Raw genomic sequence first — 19,764 nt, 5'->3', positions numbered from 1 at the left:
CTTCGCAAATCATTGTCTGTGTTGGATTTGTGTAGGTTTGGAGATGGGTCGGTCTTGCCTCGGCACGTGGGTCGATTCGGCGTAGGCATCAACAGAGATGGTCGCTACTCCAAAGTTAGCCGCGCTGATCCCGCGTGTGTTCAGTGACAGCTTTGAGTCTTTTCCTGAGTCGGCTGTGATCAGGGCCATACATTGCGAAGACATCAACCAAGAACAATTACTTTATCAATTAAGTAAATCGAGCAACCCTCTACACCGTCGTGCGCACGTCTTGTTGATTGAGCGAGTGCTTGAGAATGAAATGAACCTGCACCATTATCGCTATGTCGGCAACTGCCTCAGAGCGCATCCACTTTACGATTTGGTAAATCTACTCAAAGACACGGTTCAACTGAGGAATGAAAACGCCATATGGTTCATCCGCCAGGTAGAAGCTGCGCGAGGTGAGCTTTTCGTCGACGAGTCAGGGCAGCTTCTTGCGTCATGAACTGCGCTGCGGGGACATGACGGCGCCTTCATCTCGGGGAAAAAAGCTCTGTTCTGATCAGGAACCTCTGATAGGGGATTCTGCTACCTCGGACCCTTCAAAGTTTTCGAGCATCGTTGGGTGTTTGCCTTGCTCGATGCTGCAACATACCGCCTTTTCCCACAGCAGGCCTTTACAGCCATCTCAACAAAAGTGCCAGTAGCAGCAGGGCTCGCTCAATCAGGAGGGTATGCTGGCTAGACGGCTATCCGGCTTTCGCCCCCGCATAAATTAACGCTATGCGGGGGTGCCTAGTGGTAGGGCTATTACTTGGTGATGTTTTCACTGCCGGGCCAATTCAACAAGCCATGGGTGAAACCATAACTCGCGGCTTGGTAATAGGTAATCGCACGCGCGATGAGTGGGTCGTCGAGCTGAACTGTCACTTCATGACTGGCGCCCAGCGCGTCATCGTGGCGTCGTAACATCGCTCGGGGGCTGAGAATCGCCAGATCTTTACCATCGAACAGACCTAGGTGTTGGTAATTTCCTACCAGCACGCGGGGCGGCAGGGTTGAAGGCTGAAGCAAATTGCGGCCGAAGAATGTCGATTCGTAATTGAGGTTTAAAAGACCGAGCAGAGTTGGGGCTAGGTCGATCTGACTTGCCAGCTGACCGTCTTCACGCGCAGGAAGGAGCTTTGGCGCATAGATAAACAAAGGGATTTGGTAGTTACGAATCGGAAGATCTTCCTTACCCGCGCTGCCAGCGGTATGGTCAGCGACAAAGACGAAGATAGTGTCGTCGAACCAAGCTTTCTTTCGGGCGGCTTCAAGAAACTTGCCGATTGCATAGTCGGTGTATTTCACAGCACCGTCACGGCCGTCACCGGATGCAATATCGATCCTGCCTTCAGGGTAAGTGTATGGACGATGATTGGAAGTAGTCATCAGTTGCAGCAGGAACGGTTTTTGGTAAGCGAAATTCTCGTCTGCCAGTTTCAGCGTTTGTTGGTAGAGGTCTTCATCAGCCATACCCCAAGCATTTTTGAAATGGATCTCAGCTTCATCGACACTGCTTTGATCGACAACTTCATAACCATTCCCGCTGAAGAACGCGTTCATGTTGTCAAAGTAGCCACGGCCGCCATACACAAACACGCTGTCATAGCCGACGTGATTCAACTGTTGGCCCAGGCTGGCAAAACCACTTTCACGGCCTACCCGTTTGACAATAGAGCGGCCCGGCGTTGGGGGAATAGACAACGTAATGGCTTCCAGGCCTCGGTCCGTCCTGGTGCCAGTGGCATAGAAGTTGTTGAAGTACAGGCTCTCTTTACGCAATTTGTCGAGATTAGGCGTCAGGTTGCCAGGGTTCCCATTGCTGCCCATGTACTTGGCGCTGAAGCTTTCGATAGTCACCAAGATAATATTATGTCGCTGGGTCTTATTGTTCTGGGTCACGATTCGACGGACATCGAGCGAATCCTTACCGATGAACCGGACATCGCCCTCCGCCAACTCTTGGTGGATGTTCTTGCCAACTACGTCATTCGGCAAGGTGCCGTAGAATTGATCGTAGTCCAGCTCATTATTGCGAAATGCGGCAAAGAACTGGTAGGGACCATTGCTGGCCAGCTCATGCTGATAGGTGTTGCCGCCCTTGCCACGTGGAGTGTCTTGGTCAACGACCAACAAAACGACAGCACTCAAAGCGAAAATCACTGCAATACTCAGCAGGCGCTGACGCCAGGACGGCAACGGCGCATCAATTACCCGCTGTAGAGGTTTGTGCAGAGCAATGCAAATGACCACCGCGATCACCGCCAGCCCGCTAAGCAATTTGCCGATTGGGTAGGACTCCAGGATGTTGTTAAACACCTCGTCGGAGTACACCAGGTAATCCACAGCAATAAAATTGAAGCGTACGCCGAACTCGTCCCAGAACAGCCATTCAGCCACCGCAGTAAATAACATGGCGAAAACGCTGAGCGTCAATAGCCCCTGCAAAAACCACTGGTGACCACGTGAACGCCAAAGCGACGGCGGGCACAGCAGCACATAAAGGCTCATCGGCAGTGCGGCGTACAGTAAAAAGCTCAGGTCGTATAAGACGCCGATGCCAAAGATCGACGCAAATGCAGTGCCCGACTCTGAAAGATGAGTAGCAAGTAACACTAGGCGGGTGAGGAAAAAAATCACTAGCCACAGGCTTGTGACCATCATCAGAAAACGCAGCGGGGCTGAAGCAGGCGAACGCATTAAAAACTCCTTGTTGTGCTCCCTCCAGATTAGAAATTACTGTGCCGATTGGCCGTAAGCCAAGACATTCCTGTCTTTGAATGCAATGAGCTACGACTCATTTGGAGAGGAAGCGAATCTATACGGCGAATTAGTAAAATTTTGTCAAAAATTCGGGATTCTGGTTATTCAAAGCGGATATGAAACATTTTGATACAGTAAGTCCGCCGTCAGCTCGTCTACCTTTCCGCCTTAATATGTCCGGCATGGCGCTGTATGCAATCGCCAACTTCCCCACATCTGATGCGCGTACAAGTGGTGCGCAAGAAGAGGGCAGATAATCGTGATCAAGAAAGCCGATTCATGTGGAACAGCGTCGTCGATAAATGCTTAGAGTTGGCGATCAGATGAGTGTCAACCTAAATGAAAATTACATCGATTAACGTTTTTTTTGACGTTTTTTTCTCATTTTGCACTCTGCATTTGCGGCACCCTAAAACATGCAAATGATTCGCATTGATGGAACGTGAATCTGTGTGCGTGAATTCCAAAAGAATCAGGAGCTGCAACAAAATGATTTCCCCTATGCCCTCGTTCCTCAAAACAGCACTGCTGGTCACTGCACTGGTGGGCACCGGTCACGTGTATGCAGCACAGGCTGATGGCATCTTGGTCTACAACGCCCAACACGAAAGCCTGACCAAAGCCTGGATCGAAGGCTTCACCCAGGAGACCGGGATCAAGGTCACAGTGCGCAATGGCGACGACACCGAGATGGGAAACCAGATTGTCCAGGAAGGCGCCGCCTCCCCTGCGGATGTATTTCTGACCGAAAATTCCCCGGCCATGGTGCTGGTGGATAACGCGGGACTGTTTACCCCAGTGGCGCCGACCACCCTTGAACAAGTCGACGCAGCCTACCGTCCGGCCCATGGCAAATGGGTGGGCATCGCGGCGCGCTCCACCGTGTTTGTCTACAACCCGGGCAAACTGCCGGAAGCGGACTTACCGAAATCACTCATGGACCTCGCCGAGCCGAAATGGAAAGGTCGTTGGGCCGCTTCACCGGCCGGCGCCGATTTCCAGGCCATCGTCGCTGCAGTCCTGGAACTCAAGGGCGAAACCGCCACCCTTGAGTGGCTGAAAGGCATGAAGGCCAATTTCACCGCGTATCGCGGCAACAGCTCCGTGTTGAAAGCGGTCAATGCCGGGCAGATCGACAGTGGTGTGATCTACCACTATTACCGCTTCGGCGATCAGGCCAAAACCGGCGAAAACAGCAAGAACACTGCCCTGCACTACTTCAAACACAAAGATCCGGGAGCGTTTGTGAGTATCTCCGGCGGCGGCGTTCTGGCCTCCAGCCAGCACAAAGAACAAGCCCAGGCGTTCCTCAAGTGGGTGACCGGCAAGGACGGCCAGGCCATCCTCAAGACCGGCAACTCCTTTGAATACGCGGTAGGCAAAAACGCTGAATCCAACCCTAAATTAGTGCCTCTGCAACAGCTCGACGCGCCGAAAGTCGATGCGTCAAAACTCGACAGTAAAAAAGCCGTGGAACTGATGACTCAGGCCGGACTGCTTTGAATTGATGCCTGAAACGCTACCGGCGGACGTCGCTGCGGCGATACCCGCACACTTGCGCCGCCGCTCCCGCGGTCTGTTCTCGGGGCGCGGCGGTGCGTGGGTGATGGGTTTGTCGGTGCTGGTGTCAGTCCTGGCGCTGTTGCCGATTGCCTTCATCATCGGCGTGTCGTTGCAAACCGGCTGGGCAACGCTGGCGGCGCTGGTGTTCCGGCCGAGGGTCGGCGAGTTGCTGATCAACACCGTGTTGCTGGTGGTGATCACGATTCCCCTGTGCGTGGGCCTCGGCGTGACGCTGGCCTGGCTGACCGAGCGCAGCGATCTGCCGGGGCGGCGCTGGTGGTCGTTGCTGGCGACCGCACCACTGGCGGTTCCGGCCTTCGTTCACAGCTATGCCTGGGTCAGCCTGGTGCCGTCGATCAACGGACTGTTTGCCGGGGTGCTGGTCTCGGTGATCGCCTACTTTCCGTTCCTGTATTTGCCGGTTGCGGCGACCCTGCGCAGGCTCGATCCGGCCATAGAGGATGTGGCGCAGTCGATGGGGCTCAAGCCTTGGGCAGTATTTTTCCGGGTGGTGTTGCCGCAATTGCGCCTGGCCATCTGCGGCGGCGCATTGTTGGTGGGGCTGCATTTGCTGGCCGAATATGGCCTGTACGCAATGATCCGTTTCGACACCTTCACCACGGCGATCTTCGATCAGTTCAAGTCCACCTTCAACGGCCCCGCCGCTAACATGCTGGCTGGCGTGCTGGCCCTGTGTTGCCTGGCGATGCTGACCGTGGAGTCGGCGGCGCGCGGCCATGCGCGATATGCCCGTGTCGGTTCGGGAAGTGCCCGTGAACAACGAATCGTCTGCCTGAAAACCGCGCCAACCGTGCTTGCGCTCACTTTACTGATCGTCACCTGCGCCTTGGCGCTCGGGGTGCCGCTGATCACGTTGAGCAAGTGGCTGATCGCGGGGGGCACGCAAGTCTGGCGGATGGCCGAGCTGATGCCGGCGCTGCAACAGACCTTGCTGCTGGGGGTCGCGGGCGCCGCGCTCACCACCTGCGCTGCCATCCCGATTGCCTGGCTGTCGATTCGCTCGCCGGGGCGGCTGCAACGCATTCTTGAAAGCTGTAACTACATCACCAGTTCCTTGCCGGGGATTGTGGTTGCCCTGGCCCTGGTGACGGTCACGGTGCATTTCGCCCGACCGATTTATCAGACGACGATCACCGTGCTGCTGGCGTACCTGCTGATGTTTTTGCCCCGCGCGCTGGTGAGTTTGCGTGCCGGTATCGCCCAGGCACCGGTTGAACTGGAGAACATTGCACGCAGCCTCGGCCGTTCGCCTGGTCGGGCACTGTGGCTGATCACCTTGCGACTGGCCGCGCCCGGCGCTGCTGCTGGCGCGGCGCTGGTGTTTTTGGCGATCACCAACGAATTGACCGCCACCCTGCTGCTGGCCCCAAACGGCACACGCACGCTGGCGACCGGATTCTGGGCATTGACCAGCGAAATCGACTACGCCGCCGCCGCGCCCTATGCCCTGCTGATGATTCTGCTGTCACTTCCGTTGACCGCACTTCTCTATCACCAATCCAAACGAACGGCTGGCCGATGAACGCCCTCGAACTGCATTCGATCTGCAAATCCTACGGCGCGCACCGCGCCCTGGAAAACATCAGCCTGGTGGTGCCGACGGGCAGCCGCACAGTGATCGTCGGCCCGTCGGGTTCGGGCAAAACCACATTGCTGCGGATGATCGCCGGCTTCGAATTCCCGGACCGGGGCTGCGTCACCCTCAACGGCCAGACATTGGTCGACGACACTCACGAGGTCCCGGCACACCAACGCCAGATCGGCTACGTGCCCCAGGACGGCGCGCTCTTCCCGCACATGACTGTGGCCGCCAATATCGGTTTCGGACTGACAAGCAAGGGCAGCAGGAAACACGAACGTATCGCTGAATTGATGGACAGCGTGGCGCTGGACGCGAACATGGCCAATCGTTGGCCTCACGAACTTTCGGGCGGCCAGCAACAGCGGGTGGCACTGGCGCGAGCCTTGGCACAACAGCCGCGCCTGATGTTGCTGGATGAGCCGTTTTCCGCCCTCGACACCGGCTTGCGTACGTCCATGCGCAAACTGGTGGCGCGGCTGTTGGCCGACGCAGGGGTCACCACCATTCTGGTCACCCACGACCAGAGTGAGGCGCTGTCGTTTGCCGATCAGTTGGCGGTCATGCGTGACGGCCAACTGGTGCAATCCGGCCATCCGCTGGATCTCTACCGTTATCCCGGCGACGAACAAACCGCGCTGTTCCTCGGTGATGCCGTGGTCATGCCGGCCAGAATCGAAGCTGGCTGGGCCCATTGCGACCTGGGGCGGATCCCCGTCAATAACCATCGCAACAACCGCTGTGCGCAGATCATGTTGCGGCCCGAGCAATTGCAACTGGTTGGCATCATGCCCAGCACCGTAGAGGCCACCGGCTGCCGCGCCGTGGTGACCGAGCGCGATTTCAGCGGCAACACCTGCACATTGATCGTGGAACTCGAAGCGTTGCCCGACACTGAGCAACCCGGCAGATCTTTGATGGTGCGCAGTTCCGGGCTTTACGCGCCGCCAGCCGGCAGTACGGTGCACGTCTCAGCCCTAGGTTATGCCCATGTGCTGAACGAGCCTTGAAGCTGAAATTCAGGGATTAAAACGATCCACCACCCTTCGCCCACGCTCTCGTGAGGTCGCGCTCTTCGATCACGCGAATAGCGAAGTGATTTTTAAAGGCATAGCTATAAGGCACGTGGTAGATCATCTGTACCGGGTGGCAACAGTTCAAGGCGCCCATGATCTTTGACGGGCGCAATCTGTACGACGCCGATCGACTGACGCGCAGCGGGTTTATGTACTTCCCGATGGGTCGGGGAGACTAATGCAAGTTGCCCATTCCGTATCAAAAATGGAATGGCACAGTCGCGCATTGATTGCTGAAACCCGGTGCTGGTGTTAAGTGGCGCAAAGCTCGCGGAAGCGGGTTGATCAAGCAAAGTTGATTACGTTATTGGAAAGCTTGTTCAGCCGACTCGAATCCCCTCTGACAACTCCGGACGCCTGACGCAGAATTTAAATCTTTCGCAAAACGTAGACACGCCACATTGAAAAAAACGGAATAAAGTCAGACTTGCTATCAATAACGAAACCAGCTTCCTTGAACTCGGCTTCTGCGACGGATCGAGGAATAACAAACCTATTTTGATATTTAGTCTGCTCGCCCATGGCTCTACGCCGTTGTCCCTGGCGCTTTCGCTTCCATGACTTGAAGTTACCATCTACCCACATCGATAGGATAACGGTGTCGCGCGTCACCCGGTGAAACTCTCGCAACATCGTCAATCGATGCACGGATTCACCAATATGATGAATCAACCGCATGCTGAAAATGCTGTCCACCGAATTACCAGGTAAATCGATGGCGAACACTGAAGTTTTTAGAGGCGTTACACGTTTGACTATATCGGCAGGTTGATTATCTAATGCTGCTGTAATCATCTCCGACGAACTGTCTGCGCCAATGATGACTCGATTAGAGTTTTCTGCAAGTACGGACCAGAACCGTCCCGCGCCGCATGGAAGGTCGAGAACCAGCCCCGGGTCTCCCGCCTCGTGTAACGCATGGCGCGCCATCTGTACGTCCCGATAATGGGCCAGTTTTTGCGACAGTCCATCCTGATGCTTCAGGAAGTAATGTTTTACGTTATTTTTATCGTACTTCTCATAAAATTTAAGTTTGACAGGGGCGCTCATTGGCGATCTCCAGTGGTCAGGGCTCAATGCTAATCATCCGCCTGTCGCTGGAAGGTCAACGTGATGTGAATTTTCTGTATAGCTGTAACTCAAGCCTCGTAACGTCATCCGGCTAGCCTATTTACAGTAACCAGGCCCTGCGTCGTAGTAGACTTATCATTCTAGTCCTTGGCATTTTTTAACGTAGTGCTGGACCAGTTGCATGCCGGCAATCGGCAAACCAATCCCAGTAATACACAGGCTCCAGATCAGGCCTTCGATACCAAAAGAAATCAATGCTCCACCAATGAAGGTGGCGGGCAACGCTGGAAAAAAAAGAATACAAATCATCAATGCATGTGCGCCTAAAAGCCTTTTCAACCGACCTCTGGCGTTGAAGATACAGACCATCCAAAACAGCGCCCAGAACGCAATGGTCATCAAATAGACGGCTAAATGAAGCAAATCCCCCGCCATTCCGTAGCCATGCATACCCCTATCTCCTTTATGGAATTAACCTTTTTACGCTGACCGTCTCAAGCGTAGGCGATTCTGCGACAAAGCGGCTTGCCGCCCTCCGTAAGCACAAAAGATTATTCTAATCAGTCATGTGACGCTGTAAAAACGCGGCAGAATAGAAGACAGGTTAATTTGATAAGAAGCATGAAGGTAGCCGATGAATATACTGATCATTGAGGACAATCGTGACATTCACGACAACCTGATGGACTTTTTTGTTTTGAAGGGTCACCACGTCGAGGGAGCACTCGACGGCTTGACCGGGCTTCATCTCGCTGCCTCAAAATTCTTCGACGCGATTGTTCTAGATGTCATGCTCCCTGGAGTCGATGGCAACAAGATTTGCCAAAGCCTGCGTCAGATTTCCAAATCCGACGTTGCCATTGTCATGTTAAGTGCACGAGACCAACTGGAAGATCGATTGATCGGCTTCAAGGTCGGTGCTGATGACTACGTCACCAAGCCGTTTGCCATGTCTGAAATTCTTGCCAGAATCGAAGCCGTGGTGTCGCGCCGCGCTCGAAAAATGAATCGGGTCATGGTTGTAGCCGATCTGCATTTTGACTTGGACACCATGGAAGTATCTCGCTCCGGGACATCCATCAAGATAAATCCTATTTGCATGAAGCTGTTGGAAACCCTCATGCGTAGAAGTCCGCATGTTGTCAAACGGACCGAGCTCGAAGATCTCATCTGGGGGCGCAACCGTCCGAGCAGCGACAGCCTCCGCAGTAACATCCATATGCTGCGCCGGGCATTGGACAAAGCCTTTGATGAACCACTGCTTCATACCGTACATGGCATTGGATACAGGCTTTGCGTCCTGAGCACCCTCCCTTTATAAACTCCGCGCGTATCTCCCGTCGGGGCGACAATCGGCGCTAGAGTTTTTACGCTGGCAGAACCACGTTTCTGACATTCAAGGTGAACTCTCACAGCGCGTGGCGTGTTGAACGCCGTAAAAATATGTAGCTTTACTTAACTGTGTGTTATCTGATTCTTTCCCACTCTGTCGCTTCCAACGACCCGATGATGTTTGGTTTGTGCCTCCCATCCACTTGGACGAATATGGCTTGTGTGTAAGCGCTGGAACGAGCTCCCGCACGTACTCCCATCAGTCTTTCGAAATGGTCGATACAGCCACTGTGAGTAATCAGGACCAAATTCTCGTTGTCGCTTTTATGAGCTATTACGGCACCTTTGAATCCATCATCGCACTCACTCACCCACTCCTGAGTCGCCACCACCCGACCTGAAATAAAATCGGCAGTTTGGCGTGCACGGGGCAAGGGACTGGCGACCATCCGGGCTTTTTCGAGACCCAGGCGTCGCAAACCTTTGCCGACCACCATCGCAGCATTGCTTCCTTCGATGGTGATGCCCTCGATGTCGCCGAGGCACGGGTTTGCAGACCGATCGCATCGTTCGGCGTGTCTGACCAGGACCACTACGGAACCTCGCCTCCATTGCGCTTCAAGTCCTGATTTGATCATGTTGTTTCCCGCGCCCAAATCCACCACAGATGTCGCCGTTGAAAACCATACGCCTATCACGCCGAGCAGCAGCGTAATGAGGATCACCGCGAAAAATTTGCTGTGCAAACGGATAGCGCGCGGGACGAATTTCGAAATTATCGAGTCGTTGATAAGGATGTGGGGCATACCATCGAACCTTCAGCTTCAGGACACTGGTGCCAGCCAGGGTTACCCCTTAGAACTTCACCCTGCCATTCGGGCAACGATAGATTTGGCGCTGTACTGAAGCGGTGAAAGCGATGTCAAAAATCAGTAAACCCGGACGTTGATTGGCCAAGTCGGCTACGACTATTACCGTTCAGCGGCAAAACAACATCCATATGGCTGAATCCAAGCAAGCTCGAAAGCGGTGACTCTCTACGCGATTTTTCCATGTTACTTGCCGGATTATGCGATCAAGTTTTCCCTCGATAATGGCGACGTTTGCCTGACGGTATTCGCTGAGCCGACTACTACGGCGATTTCCAAGTCGGATATTGGGTATGGTCTTGAACCGCAAAACACGACGTCCTAATGCGTTGATTTTTATCGCGCCAAAGCATGTCGGCATACGCCGGGAGAATGGACTGTGCCTGGATACGGTCTCAGCCGAGGCGTGCCTGAACGACATGAAACCGGCAGTCATTAACTAGACACCGGACGGCCAATTTGCCTTCCCTCAGGCTCAGCTAAGTTTCATTACTTACTTTCTCTTTCCGCGCGCATTTCGCGCTGCTTAAGAGAGGCTATCCGCCTATGAAATCCGCAATAGCCGGCTGGGTCAACAAAGTACCCGAAGTGACGCTGTCATTCTGGATGATTAAAATCTTGTCCACGACCGTAGGTGAAACAGGCGCCGACTTTCTGGCCGTCGATGCTGGTTTCGGCGCGGGGCCGACCAGTATCGGTATGGCTGCAGTACTGGCAATCGCGCTGTTCTGCCAATTTCGCACTAAAGGCTACACGCCTTGGATCTACTGGCTGACAGTCGTTCTGGTGAGCATCGTCGGAACTCAAATTACTGACATTCTGACCGACATACTGGACGTCAGCCTTTACACCAGCACGGCCGTATTTTCCACTCTGCTGGCGATCAACTTCTTGGTCTGGTACCGGGTAGAACACAACCTGTCGATCCGCGAAATTGTCACGCCGCGCCGGGAGTTGTTCTACTGGGCGACTGTACTCTGCACCTTCGCCCTGGGCACCGCCGCCGGTGACCTGGCAACCGAGGCCTTGGGCCTGGGTTTCACCCTCGGCGCTGTCATTTTCGGTGCACTGATCGCTGCCACTCTGGTTGCCTGGCACATGGGCTGCAATAGGGTGCTGACGTTCTGGATCGCCTACATTCTGACTCGTCCTTTCGGCGCCTCGCTCGGTGACCTGCTGACCCAGTCTAAAACCTACGGGGGCCTCGGAATGGGTGCCACCTGGACCAGCGCCATCTTCTTGTGCGTCATTGTCATTCTGGTTGCGGTGGCGCAAATCAGCGTCGGCAACCGCAAAACCATCACTCAGTAATTGCCCAAACGCCAATCAAGGAATCGTCATGCGCCAGATTCAAAACATCATTCGTCACGTAGCCATCGTCTCCTCCATCTTGTTGCTCAGCATCGCCGCTGGTTGCTCGAAGCCTGCCAACAAGCCCATTGCCGGCGCCACGTCAGGTTCTGTTAGCACACAACCCCAACCTGGTTCAAAACTAGGAGAACTGTCTGAGTTCCGTAATATTGCCGCCGACGTCTCCGCCCTCGTCGATAAAAATGACTTGCCGGGCGCCAAAGCCCGCATCAAAGATCTGGAGACCGCTTGGGACTCCGCCGAAGCTGGTATCAAACCCCGTGCCGCAAGCGATTGGCATGTGGTGGACAAGGCGATCGACCATGCACTCGATGCCTTGCGCGCCGGTAATCCGCAACAGAGTGACTGCAAGGCAAAAATGGATGAGCTGTTGAACACCTTCGATTTGATGAAAAGCAAATCATGAGTCCTATGCAGCGCTGATTTCGCGGCGGACAAACGCTTGCGCTGGTGCTTCAATACAATCGCGACGGTCATGCCTGTCGCGCTTTTTTCTGGAGCGGGAAATGCGGATATTGCTGGTCGAAGACGACCCGATGATCGGTGATGCCATCCAAGGCGCCCTGAACGATGCGAGTTATGCCACTGACTGGGTGAAAAACGGTCTCACTGCTCTTGCAACGCTGGTCACCCAACACTATGACCTCGTACTGCTGGATCTCGGGTTACCCGGAAAGGATGGACTAGATGTCCTAGACAGTATTCGAGGGCGCAACAACTCGGTCCCACTGCTGATCATCACCGCTAGAGACGGCTTGGATGATCGCCTTCGGGGCCTTGACGGCGGTGCTGATGACTACCTGCTCAAACCCTTCGATATGGCCGAACTTCTGGCCCGTATACGTGCCGTGTTACGACGCAAAGGTGGCAACGCCCTGTCTTTGCTGGACAACGGCGTGGTGACGCTGGACCTGATATCCAAAGAGGCTACTACCACGGAAAATCTAGCCGTCCTACTGTCCAGTCGCGAATTCGCCCTGTTGCAGGCACTGTTGATTCGGCCAGGCGCAATTCTCTCTCGCAGTGAGCTTGAAGACCGTATTTACGGCTGGGGCAATGAAGTGGAAAGCAATGCGGTGGAATTTCTGATTCACGGCCTGCGGCGCAAGTTGGGCAGCCATGTCATCAAGAACGTCAGAGGTATGGGATGGATGGTTTCAAAAAGCGCTTGAGGGACTCGGTTCAATTACGCCTGTCCGTGACGCTGTCGCTCGCCATCCTGATCGTAGCAGTGGTGGCCGGTATCTTTGCTTTCGTCTCGGCATTCGACGAGGCCCACGAAATGCAGGACGATACCTTGCGCCAGGTGGCGGTCCTATTTGATCGGCAGCAGATGAGCCTGCACTATCCCGCAGCTCAAGAAGTCGATGGCGATAAGGAAGAGTCCAGGGTCATCGTGCAATATCTGGTCGACGGCAGCAAAGCCATCGGTAACGATGATGCTCTGATGCCATTGCCCATCCCCACAATACTCGCCGATGGCTTGTCTACCTTGAATGTCGCCGGCGAAGACTTTCGTGTGTTGGTCAGGACTACGGCCCGGGGTGAGCGTATCGTGGTCGCTCAAGAAACAGGCGCTCGCAACAAGGAAGCCCGCGAGAGCGCCTGGCGAAGTCTGCTGCCGTTCCTTATTTTGTTTCCAGTATTGTTGCTGGTGGTGGGCGATTTGGTGCGCAAACTATTCCGCCCCATTGCTGCGCTCTCTTCTGACATCGATCAACGCGATGAACAGGCCTTGCACCCTGTCGATGAGCGCAATCTGCCGACCGAGATCCGACCTTTCGTCGTCGCTATTAATCGCTTGCTCGCGCGAGTCGCGCTGTCCATGGAAAACCAGCGCCGCTTTGTCGCCGATGCTGCCCACGAACTGCGCTCCCCCATGACGGCTCTGTCCATTCAAGCCGAGCGGCTGGCAGCCACGGAAATGCCAGAGCCGGCTCGTCAGCGCCTGTTGCCGTTATCCCGGGGAATAGAGCGCAGCAGAAACTTGATTGATCAACTGCTGACCCTTGCTGCCGCACAATCGAGCTCGGATCGGCCACAGACTGCTGTTTCAGTCCATGGAGTCTATCGACGTGTATTGGAGGATTTACTACCGCTGGCGGAACGTAAAAACATCGATATTGGTGTTGAGAGTATCGAGGACGTGCATGTCCTCATCAACGAAATGGATTTGTTAATCGTGGTGAAGAATCTGGTGGATAACGCGATCCGATATACCCCCCGTGGGGGATGGATTGACCTTGCGGTTGAGCTGGTGCAAGAGACAGCAATTTTGCAGATCAAGGACTCAGGCCCAGGTATTACAGTAGAACAACACGTGCGGGTGTTCGATCCATTTTATCGCACCTTGGGAACCGATGAAGCAGGCTCCGGGCTGGGCCTGTCTATTGTCAAGGCGATAGCAGACCGCACAGCAATACGCGTTCAATTGAGTTTCTCTAACGAGACGAAGAAGAGCGGTTTATGTGTTTCGGTGTGGTTGCGACAGGCAAGTGCTGCGGCGCCCGCACGGGGCTGATTGTCAGTATTTCGAGCCAAGCAACCACCAAAAAATGACTACTTCTTTTTGACGTTTTTTTACCAAAGTGCCTCGTAGAGTGGCGCTGACCAGCAATCTTATGACGTAACGTGCAGCACTATGACTCCTTCCAATCTTCAGGCTTATTTCAATGGGTTCGTCGTTCTTTTCAACGTGGACATTCTGGGCTCTGCTGTCAGCAGTGTTCGCTGCAATGACGGCTATTTTTGGAAAAATAGGCATAACCGGCATCAACTCTGATTTCGCCACTCTGATACGCACCGTGGTGGTGTTACTCAGCCTGGCGATGATCTTATACGCGACCGGACAATATCAGTCCCTCGGCTCGATATCGGCTCGCAGCTATTTATTCCTGGTCTTGTCAGGTCTGGCCACAGGAGCTTCCTGGATATGTTACTACCGAGCTTTGCAGCTCGGACAAGCGTCCTTGGTCGCCCCGGTGGACAAACTCAGTGTGGTACTTGTCGCCGTCTTGGGGGTTACCCTCTTGGGAGAAAGACTCGACGTTCGCCAATGGACAGGCATCAGCCTCATCACCATCGGTGTAGTGATGCTGGCGTGGCGACGATAGCCGCTCACATTGCCATTTGAGCATGCGTTCCACACGGGTAACTCCGCATTACCGACGGATTGAATCAGCCTGCAGGGCGGCTATAGACACGCAATATTTTGCGAAACAATAAAATTAGCGAAAACGCTGAGCGCGCTCAATAATCTCTGAATCAGTACAAAACGTTTGGGTGCCTAAACGATGAACAGGAATGATTTTTCGGTTGAAAGCTCTAATACTTTTAGCATAGTTATAGTCAACTACAAGACGCCTGAAATCACCAAGATATGTTTAGATTTATTGCGCCAGCATGGGCTCAACAACAGCGTTAAAATATGGGTGGTTGACAACTATTCCGCCGATGAAAGCACCGATTATCTGCGGACACTAGATTGGATCAACTTGATTGAACGTTCTGTCTCTGAACCAGAGGCAGGCCATATCGCCCATGGCAAAGCACTAGACCTGGTTTTGCAGCGAGTTGAAACCGACTACTTATTCCTGATGCATACCGACACATTTGTTTTCGATAAAAATGTTTTTCCGATGATGTTGAATAGGTGCTTAAAAAACCCAACGGTAGCAGCCGTAGGTTGTGTAGAACAAATAAATCGGGGCACCACCAGAACGCTTTGGCGCTTTAGCTCGCGACTATTCAAACACCATTTCCGACGACTGAAAACTTCTATCGGCTTGCGCTCTAGAGAACCAAAACCCTACAGAGAAGTTTACTTGAAAAGTTTTTGTACACTGTGGAACTGTAAACTTATCAAACAGCACGGCCTGCATTTTTCGATGGATGATCGTGTGCCTGGTTATACCCTCCAGGACCGTATGACCGAGCTTGGCTATGCAGTAGAGACGATATCGCCGCGTAAAATCTTTAGCTACTTGGATCACATCCAGGGGGGGACTGTTGCAGCGGCTGGCGGCTATGAAACGACGCACAGACGAACCAAAATGTACAATAGCATCCTTAAACGCCTAGCCAAGAGTGACAGCAAACCCTAAGGTACGCAGATACGCAGCAGCAATTCGTTCGGATTTGTTACCCTACAGGTTTTATATTGATTTATTGGAGCGGTAATGGAACCCATTATTCAAACACTTCCGATGACCCTCTCCCCGGAACTCGATTTCGACCAGAACGCAGCCAGCGCTATTGGTCACTCATTGGCCAATCAATATATTCAGGCTACGCCATTTCCACACATTGTTATCGACAATTTTTTACAAGAAGACTTGATTGCGAGTATCTGCTCAAATTTCCCAGTCGAACCAACCAATAACGAAATGCTCTACGAGCGCGGCTACAAAGGTCAACGAAAACGTCAAATTAGCCCCAACGAATGCGACGCTCATTTGAAGACTATTTTTAACGCGTTTAATTCGGCACCCATGTTGCTATTTCTTGAAAAGCTAACAGGCATTGACGGCTTGATACCTGATCCCTACTTTAGCGGAGGTGGGCTGCATGAGACGAAGAGTGGTGGTTTCCTTGGGGTGCACTCTGACTTCAGGCTCAACAAAAAGCTTAATGTTGAACGTAGGCTGAATGTCATAATTTATCTGAATGAAAGCTGGCAAGAGGAATACGGTGGCAACCTGGAGCTTTGGGATGTCAATATGAAGACCTGCCTTAAAAAGGTTTTGCCCATATACAATCGCTGTGTCATCTTCAATACAGACAAAGACAGTAATCACGGGCACCCGGCACCTTTAACAACTCCAGAGCACATCACGCGCAGATCCGTAGCGCTTTATTACTACACCGCAGGAACGATGGTCATCGATCCTGCACAAAGAAACAAAACGCACTATAAGCCAAGACCCAAAGATCGTTTAAGCCTCAAGTACTATATAAGTAAACTAATTAAGAAAAAAAAATAAACTGTCTCGCCGCACCATATCTCAGTCATTAGGTGTTTTTTGATCTCTACGCATGAGTAGTTAAGATGAGAGTAATTCTGTTGAGAGATATGCGTCCGGGCATCACGCCTTGCGTGATTAAACCGGCTGCCACCTATCCGGCAGCAACTGATCGATTTCACTCGCCCGCTGCGTCAGAAGGCGCGTTAGGACGTCCTTCAAATAAGCATACGGATCATGCCTGTTGAGCCGCGCTGACAGGATGAAGCTCATGATCGCCGCCGCCCGTTTGCCGCTGCCTAGCCCTTGCCCAGCCCCGCCAGTTCTAGGCGCCGGGCGAGGTCGGCGCTAATCGCGGCACGGCAGTGCAGCACGTTGGATAGTTGCACCATGGAATAACCAAGTTGTTAGGTTTTGGTGATAACGGTCATTTTGATTTTGGGTAGCACGGCTTCGCGCAGCCCTCTCCTGGGTGGGTAGGATTATGCATAGTCATCTGTCGTTCTCCTGACAGTTGTAGTCGAATTAATCGACCAGCTTCACGTTGGTACCGAAGCAATGAGGTGGTCAAGTGGAGCGCAATTACGCACTCTGCGGCTTTTCGGAGAGACTCGCGCCATTCAGACAATAGGATGACATCCGGAGGCCCTTATTGAAGGGCATCTATTGTGTGAGCTGGGTAGGTTTTTCTCATCTTTTCTGTGACTTCTACTTTTGTGAGTCAAAGAAAAAATGAGTTTATCCCCGTGTTTGCGGGTAGGCTTGAGTCATGTATTTTGAGACCCTACACCAGCGGTTCTGCCAAAAGTAAAAAAGGCCAGCGCATTGCGCTGGTCTTTTTTATTACGCTATTTCGCCCTTCAGCGGCGGTGCTAAATCGTATGGAACGCAGGCGTTTTACCTCGGAGCCTCACAGATAAGTCCTACATACGCTATCCCGAGCGCTCTTTATCCTACAGCCTCTTCGTCAAGTGTATGACTGACGGGAGCTATCATTTTTGGGATATCGAACAGGGAATGCAGTTATGCCAACACCCGCGTATTTAGTTATAAATGGAAATCGGCAAGGGATGATTACTGCCGGGACATTTACTCCGGAGTCGGTTGGTAACGTCTATCAGGAGGGGCACGAAGACCAAATCCTGGTCCAGGCTTTCAGTCACCAAATTATCATTCCGAGAGATCCCCAATCGGGTCAGCCAACCGGCCAGCGTGTGCATAAGCCGTTGATGATCTCAAAGGTATTTGATAAATCATCCCCGTTGATTTTTAACGCGTTAACGAGCGGAGAAGTGTTGGATAACTGCCATATCGCTTGGTATCGGACTTCGTCGGCGGGAAAACAAGAACATTACTTCAGCATCGAGCTGGAAGACGCAGTGATCGTCGATGTGCAGACAAGAATGCCAAGCTGCCAGGATCCCAACATGGCCCACTTTACGCATCTCGAAGACGTGTATTTCACCTACCGAAAAATCACCTGGACTCACGAAGCCTGTGGTACTTCCGGTTCTGATGACTGGCGCGCGCCGATTATCAGCTAAGCCTCGCTGCCCAAATCGCAGGCATAAAAAAACCGGCTATATCAGCCGGTTTTTTTACGCCCGAAAAAAACTTATGCACCTTTTTCGGTATTTTATGAGCTTAAGAAATATATATGTAAATCATAAGCTTACGTGCAAATAGCACCGCTTTTCAGCGAAACGGTACACAGGTTATCCACAGAATCTCAGACAGCCATCTGATCGTTCGCGGCGGGCGCTTGCGAAGCAGGAGGAAGCGAGCCCATGTCCCGTTGCATCTGCTCGTTCCAGGCCTGAACCCGATCATTCAGATCGGCAATGGCTCGCGGCCCGCTACCAACGGCGTACATTGGCTCGCCGATGATCACTGTAATGACGCCCTGCTTCTTCGCCCAGCCGGTTTTCGGCCAGAACTTGCCGGCATTGTGCGCAATCGGCAACACCGGAAGCGCGGCGTTGACCGCTAACGCCGTACCACCCCGGGAGAACTTGCCAATGGTGCCGTATGGAACTCGCGTCCCTTCAGGAAAGATCAGCACCCAGACACCATCCTTCAACAGTTCATCACCCTTCTTGGCCACATGTTTAAGCGCGGCTTTCGGGTTATCGCGGTCGATAGCGATCGGTCGCAACATGGCCATGGCCCAACCGAAGAACGGCACAAACAGCAAAGAGCGTTTCAGTACCTGGCTCAGCGGCTCAAAGTAGGCCGAGAGGAAGAACGTCTCCCAGGTGCTCTGGTGATTGGACTGAATCACGCAGGGCTGGTCAGGCACGTTCTCGGCGCCCTTCACTTCGTAGCTGATGCCCAGAAAGACTTTGCTCAGCCACAGGGCGCAGCGGCACCAGTACACGTTGATGAAACGATAGCGCGCCTTGAACGGCAAAAAGGGCGCGATAAAAAAGCTCAGGCTGCACCAGAGCAAGGAGCTGGTGCCCAGCAGCAGGTAAAAGAGGAAGGTTCTGATGGCCTGCAGTATCGACATGGCGACGTTTACCGTGCGGGCTCTGCCCGTCTATATAAAGCGCACTTCCGATCAGTCCTTAAATCGGATCAATCGAAGCACTCTAATTGTGGATAAGTTCTGCGGCAATCGCCGCGAGATCGTCAAAAATCAAGGTGCCTACCGGCAGGGTCCTGCCCAAAGTCTTTTCGCCTTTCCCGGTCTTTACCAAAACTGGCTGAGAATCGACGGCTTTGGCGGCTTCCAGGTCACCGAGGCTGTCGCCAACGAACCATAGATTGGTCAGCGACACGTTGTAATGCGCGGCGATGGTTTTCAACATCCCGGGTTTTGGCTTGCGGCAATCGCAGCCTTCGTCCGGCCCGTGCGGGCAATAGACGATCAGGCCGACCTCACCGCCCTGCTCCGCCACCAACGAACGCAAGCGTTCGTGCATGGCATCGAGGGTGGCGATGTCGTAATAGCCGCGAGCGATGCCGGACTGGTTGGTCGCGACCGCTACCGTCCAGCCGGCCTTGTTCAACTGCGCGATGGCCTCGATCGAACCGGGAAGTGGAATCCACTCCTCCACCGACTTTATGTAAGCGTCGGAGTCATAGTTGATCACCCCGTCCCGATCGAGAATCAGCAGTTTCAACAGCAG

The 19,764-nt window shown here is 53.3% G+C and carries 19 protein-coding genes and 2 pseudogenes; 14 read left to right on the top strand and 7 right to left on the bottom strand.

What is annotated here, in order from left to right; translation table 11 throughout:
• Nucleotides 1-97 precede the first annotated feature (97 nt).
• Nucleotides 98-487: a hypothetical protein gene (locus PMI01S_RS00635; RefSeq protein ID WP_084317571.1), complete on the top strand. Its 390-nt coding sequence runs from the start codon at nt 98-100 to the stop codon at nt 485-487.
• A gap of 305 nt (nt 488-792) precedes the next feature.
• Here PMI01S_RS00635 and PMI01S_RS00630 read toward each other — a convergent pair whose 3' ends face one another.
• Nucleotides 793-2,727, bottom strand: coding sequence for an LTA synthase family protein (locus tag PMI01S_RS00630; RefSeq protein ID WP_084317570.1), 1,935 nt, complete (start codon nt 2,725-2,727; stop codon nt 793-795).
• Nucleotides 2,728-3,279: 552 nt separating this feature from the next.
• Here PMI01S_RS00630 and PMI01S_RS00625 point away from each other — a divergent pair.
• The 4 genes and pseudogenes from PMI01S_RS00625 to PMI01S_RS32280 form a co-directional block, all read left to right on the top strand.
• Entirely contained in the window at nt 3,280-4,293 is a 1,014-nt protein-coding gene (locus PMI01S_RS00625) for an iron ABC transporter substrate-binding protein (RefSeq protein ID WP_084317569.1), read from the top strand.
• Nucleotides 4,294-4,297: 4 nt separating this feature from the next.
• Nucleotides 4,298-5,896 carry an ABC transporter permease gene (locus PMI01S_RS00620; protein ID WP_084317568.1) on the top strand — a complete coding sequence of 533 codons (1,599 nt, stop codon included), beginning with the start codon at nt 4,298-4,300 and terminating at the stop codon, nt 5,894-5,896.
• A complete protein-coding gene (locus PMI01S_RS00615) occupies nt 5,893-6,963 on the top strand; it encodes an ABC transporter ATP-binding protein (protein ID WP_084317567.1) in 1,071 nt (356 codons plus the stop codon). Before PMI01S_RS00620 ends, PMI01S_RS00615 begins: the two co-directional genes overlap by 4 nt.
• 122 nt (nt 6,964-7,085) lie before the next feature.
• Nucleotides 7,086-7,208, top strand: a pseudogene (locus PMI01S_RS32280) (hypothetical protein); the annotation flags it as partial.
• A gap of 190 nt (nt 7,209-7,398) precedes the next feature.
• On the opposite strand, the gene PMI01S_RS00610 reads toward PMI01S_RS32280, so the two are convergent.
• Both PMI01S_RS00610 and PMI01S_RS00605 read right to left on the bottom strand, forming a co-directional pair.
• Nucleotides 7,399-8,079 (bottom strand): class I SAM-dependent methyltransferase, encoded by a 681-nt coding sequence (locus tag PMI01S_RS00610; protein WP_083375374.1) that lies wholly within the window; start codon nt 8,077-8,079, stop codon nt 7,399-7,401.
• A gap of 156 nt (nt 8,080-8,235) precedes the next feature.
• On the bottom strand, nt 8,236-8,550 hold the full coding sequence (locus tag PMI01S_RS00605) for a hypothetical protein (protein ID WP_084317566.1): 315 nt from the start codon (nt 8,548-8,550) through the stop codon (nt 8,236-8,238).
• A gap of 184 nt (nt 8,551-8,734) precedes the next feature.
• On the opposite strand from PMI01S_RS00605, the gene PMI01S_RS00600 reads away from it, so the two are divergent.
• The gene (locus PMI01S_RS00600) at nt 8,735-9,421 is read left to right on the top strand and encodes a response regulator transcription factor (RefSeq protein ID WP_084317565.1); all 687 of its coding nucleotides are present in this window, start codon (nt 8,735-8,737) and stop codon (nt 9,419-9,421) included.
• 145 nt (nt 9,422-9,566) lie between these two features.
• Here PMI01S_RS00600 and pmrG read toward each other — a convergent pair whose 3' ends face one another.
• A complete protein-coding gene (pmrG, locus tag PMI01S_RS00595) occupies nt 9,567-10,238 on the bottom strand; it encodes a lipopolysaccharide core heptose(II)-phosphate phosphatase PmrG (RefSeq protein WP_084317564.1) in 672 nt (223 codons plus the stop codon).
• A 609-nt stretch (nt 10,239-10,847) separates the two neighbouring features.
• Between pmrG and PMI01S_RS00590 the strand changes: the two genes are divergently transcribed.
• The 7 genes from PMI01S_RS00590 (at nt 10,848) to PMI01S_RS00560 (ending at nt 16,654) form a co-directional block, all read left to right on the top strand.
• On the top strand, nt 10,848-11,612 hold the full coding sequence (locus PMI01S_RS00590) for a COG4705 family protein (protein WP_083375370.1): 765 nt from the start codon (nt 10,848-10,850) through the stop codon (nt 11,610-11,612).
• Nucleotides 11,613-11,640: 28 nt separating this feature from the next.
• The gene (locus PMI01S_RS00585) at nt 11,641-12,078 is read left to right on the top strand and encodes a hypothetical protein (protein ID WP_083375369.1); all 438 of its coding nucleotides are present in this window, start codon (nt 11,641-11,643) and stop codon (nt 12,076-12,078) included.
• Between the two features lie 100 nt (nt 12,079-12,178).
• Nucleotides 12,179-12,844: a response regulator gene (locus tag PMI01S_RS00580; protein WP_083375368.1), complete on the top strand. Its 666-nt coding sequence runs from the start codon at nt 12,179-12,181 to the stop codon at nt 12,842-12,844.
• Complete coding sequence (locus PMI01S_RS00575) at nt 12,820-14,193, top strand: ATP-binding protein (protein ID WP_084317563.1); 1,374 nt, start codon at nt 12,820-12,822, stop codon at nt 14,191-14,193. The genes PMI01S_RS00580 and PMI01S_RS00575 overlap by 25 nt, the downstream gene beginning before the upstream one ends.
• A gap of 151 nt (nt 14,194-14,344) precedes the next feature.
• Entirely contained in the window at nt 14,345-14,785 is a 441-nt protein-coding gene (locus PMI01S_RS00570) for an EamA family transporter (RefSeq protein WP_084317562.1), read from the top strand.
• 180 nt (nt 14,786-14,965) lie between these two features.
• Nucleotides 14,966-15,775, top strand: coding sequence for a glycosyltransferase (locus tag PMI01S_RS00565; protein ID WP_084317561.1), 810 nt, complete (start codon nt 14,966-14,968; stop codon nt 15,773-15,775).
• Nucleotides 15,776-15,850: 75 nt separating this feature from the next.
• Complete coding sequence (locus PMI01S_RS00560; protein WP_084317560.1) at nt 15,851-16,654, top strand: 2OG-Fe(II) oxygenase; 804 nt, start codon at nt 15,851-15,853, stop codon at nt 16,652-16,654.
• Nucleotides 16,655-16,771: 117 nt separating this feature from the next.
• Here the strand turns inward: PMI01S_RS00560 and PMI01S_RS00555 are convergent.
• Nucleotides 16,772-16,936: pseudogene (locus PMI01S_RS00555) on the bottom strand (transposase domain-containing protein); the annotation flags it as partial.
• A 722-nt stretch (nt 16,937-17,658) separates the two neighbouring features.
• Here PMI01S_RS00555 and PMI01S_RS00550 point away from each other — a divergent pair.
• Entirely contained in the window at nt 17,659-18,177 is a 519-nt protein-coding gene (locus PMI01S_RS00550; RefSeq protein WP_084317559.1) for an Hcp family type VI secretion system effector, read from the top strand.
• 185 nt (nt 18,178-18,362) lie between these two features.
• Here the strand turns inward: PMI01S_RS00550 and PMI01S_RS00545 are convergent, their stop codons facing one another.
• Together PMI01S_RS00545 and gmhB are read right to left on the bottom strand one after the other, a co-directional pair.
• Nucleotides 18,363-19,142, bottom strand: coding sequence for a lysophospholipid acyltransferase family protein (locus tag PMI01S_RS00545; RefSeq protein WP_084317558.1), 780 nt, complete (start codon nt 19,140-19,142; stop codon nt 18,363-18,365).
• Nucleotides 19,143-19,224: 82 nt separating this feature from the next.
• Nucleotides 19,225-19,764, bottom strand: a complete 540-nt coding sequence (gene gmhB / locus PMI01S_RS00540) for a D-glycero-beta-D-manno-heptose 1,7-bisphosphate 7-phosphatase (protein WP_167362978.1) — start codon at nt 19,762-19,764, stop codon at nt 19,225-19,227.

It is taken from the genome of Pseudomonas migulae NBRC 103157 (assembly GCF_002091715.1).
Classification (GTDB): Bacteria; Pseudomonadota; Gammaproteobacteria; order Pseudomonadales; family Pseudomonadaceae; genus Aquipseudomonas; species Aquipseudomonas migulae_A.
This window is presented reverse-complemented; position numbering and strand designations above follow the sequence as displayed.

Excerpts from the sequence above, each read along its gene's own strand:
- PMI01S_RS00610 (WP_083375374.1), bottom strand. The coding sequence starts at position 8,079 with ATGAGCGCCCCTGTCAAACTTAAATTTTATGAGAAGTACGATAAAAAT.
- pmrG (WP_084317564.1), bottom strand. The coding sequence starts at position 10,238 with ATGCCCCACATCCTTATCAACGACTCGATAATTTCGAAATTCGTCCCG.
- PMI01S_RS00575 (WP_084317563.1), top strand. The coding sequence starts at position 12,820 with ATGGATGGTTTCAAAAAGCGCTTGAGGGACTCGGTTCAATTACGCCTG.
- PMI01S_RS00605 (WP_084317566.1), bottom strand. The coding sequence starts at position 8,550 with ATGCATGGCTACGGAATGGCGGGGGATTTGCTTCATTTAGCCGTCTAT.
- PMI01S_RS00625 (WP_084317569.1), top strand. The coding sequence starts at position 3,280 with ATGATTTCCCCTATGCCCTCGTTCCTCAAAACAGCACTGCTGGTCACT.
- PMI01S_RS00630 (WP_084317570.1), bottom strand. The coding sequence starts at position 2,727 with ATGCGTTCGCCTGCTTCAGCCCCGCTGCGTTTTCTGATGATGGTCACA.
- PMI01S_RS00545 (WP_084317558.1), bottom strand. The coding sequence starts at position 19,142 with ATGTCGATACTGCAGGCCATCAGAACCTTCCTCTTTTACCTGCTGCTG.
- PMI01S_RS00635 (WP_084317571.1), top strand. The coding sequence starts at position 98 with ATGGTCGCTACTCCAAAGTTAGCCGCGCTGATCCCGCGTGTGTTCAGT.
- PMI01S_RS00590 (WP_083375370.1), top strand. The coding sequence starts at position 10,848 with ATGAAATCCGCAATAGCCGGCTGGGTCAACAAAGTACCCGAAGTGACG.
- PMI01S_RS00570 (WP_084317562.1), top strand. The coding sequence starts at position 14,345 with ATGGGTTCGTCGTTCTTTTCAACGTGGACATTCTGGGCTCTGCTGTCA.
- PMI01S_RS00620 (WP_084317568.1), top strand. The coding sequence starts at position 4,298 with ATGCCTGAAACGCTACCGGCGGACGTCGCTGCGGCGATACCCGCACAC.
- PMI01S_RS00550 (WP_084317559.1), top strand. The coding sequence starts at position 17,659 with ATGCCAACACCCGCGTATTTAGTTATAAATGGAAATCGGCAAGGGATG.
- PMI01S_RS00580 (WP_083375368.1), top strand. The coding sequence starts at position 12,179 with ATGCGGATATTGCTGGTCGAAGACGACCCGATGATCGGTGATGCCATC.
- PMI01S_RS00585 (WP_083375369.1), top strand. The coding sequence starts at position 11,641 with ATGCGCCAGATTCAAAACATCATTCGTCACGTAGCCATCGTCTCCTCC.
- PMI01S_RS00565 (WP_084317561.1), top strand. The coding sequence starts at position 14,966 with ATGAACAGGAATGATTTTTCGGTTGAAAGCTCTAATACTTTTAGCATA.
- PMI01S_RS00615 (WP_084317567.1), top strand. The coding sequence starts at position 5,893 with ATGAACGCCCTCGAACTGCATTCGATCTGCAAATCCTACGGCGCGCAC.
- PMI01S_RS00600 (WP_084317565.1), top strand. The coding sequence starts at position 8,735 with ATGAATATACTGATCATTGAGGACAATCGTGACATTCACGACAACCTG.
- PMI01S_RS00560 (WP_084317560.1), top strand. The coding sequence starts at position 15,851 with ATGGAACCCATTATTCAAACACTTCCGATGACCCTCTCCCCGGAACTC.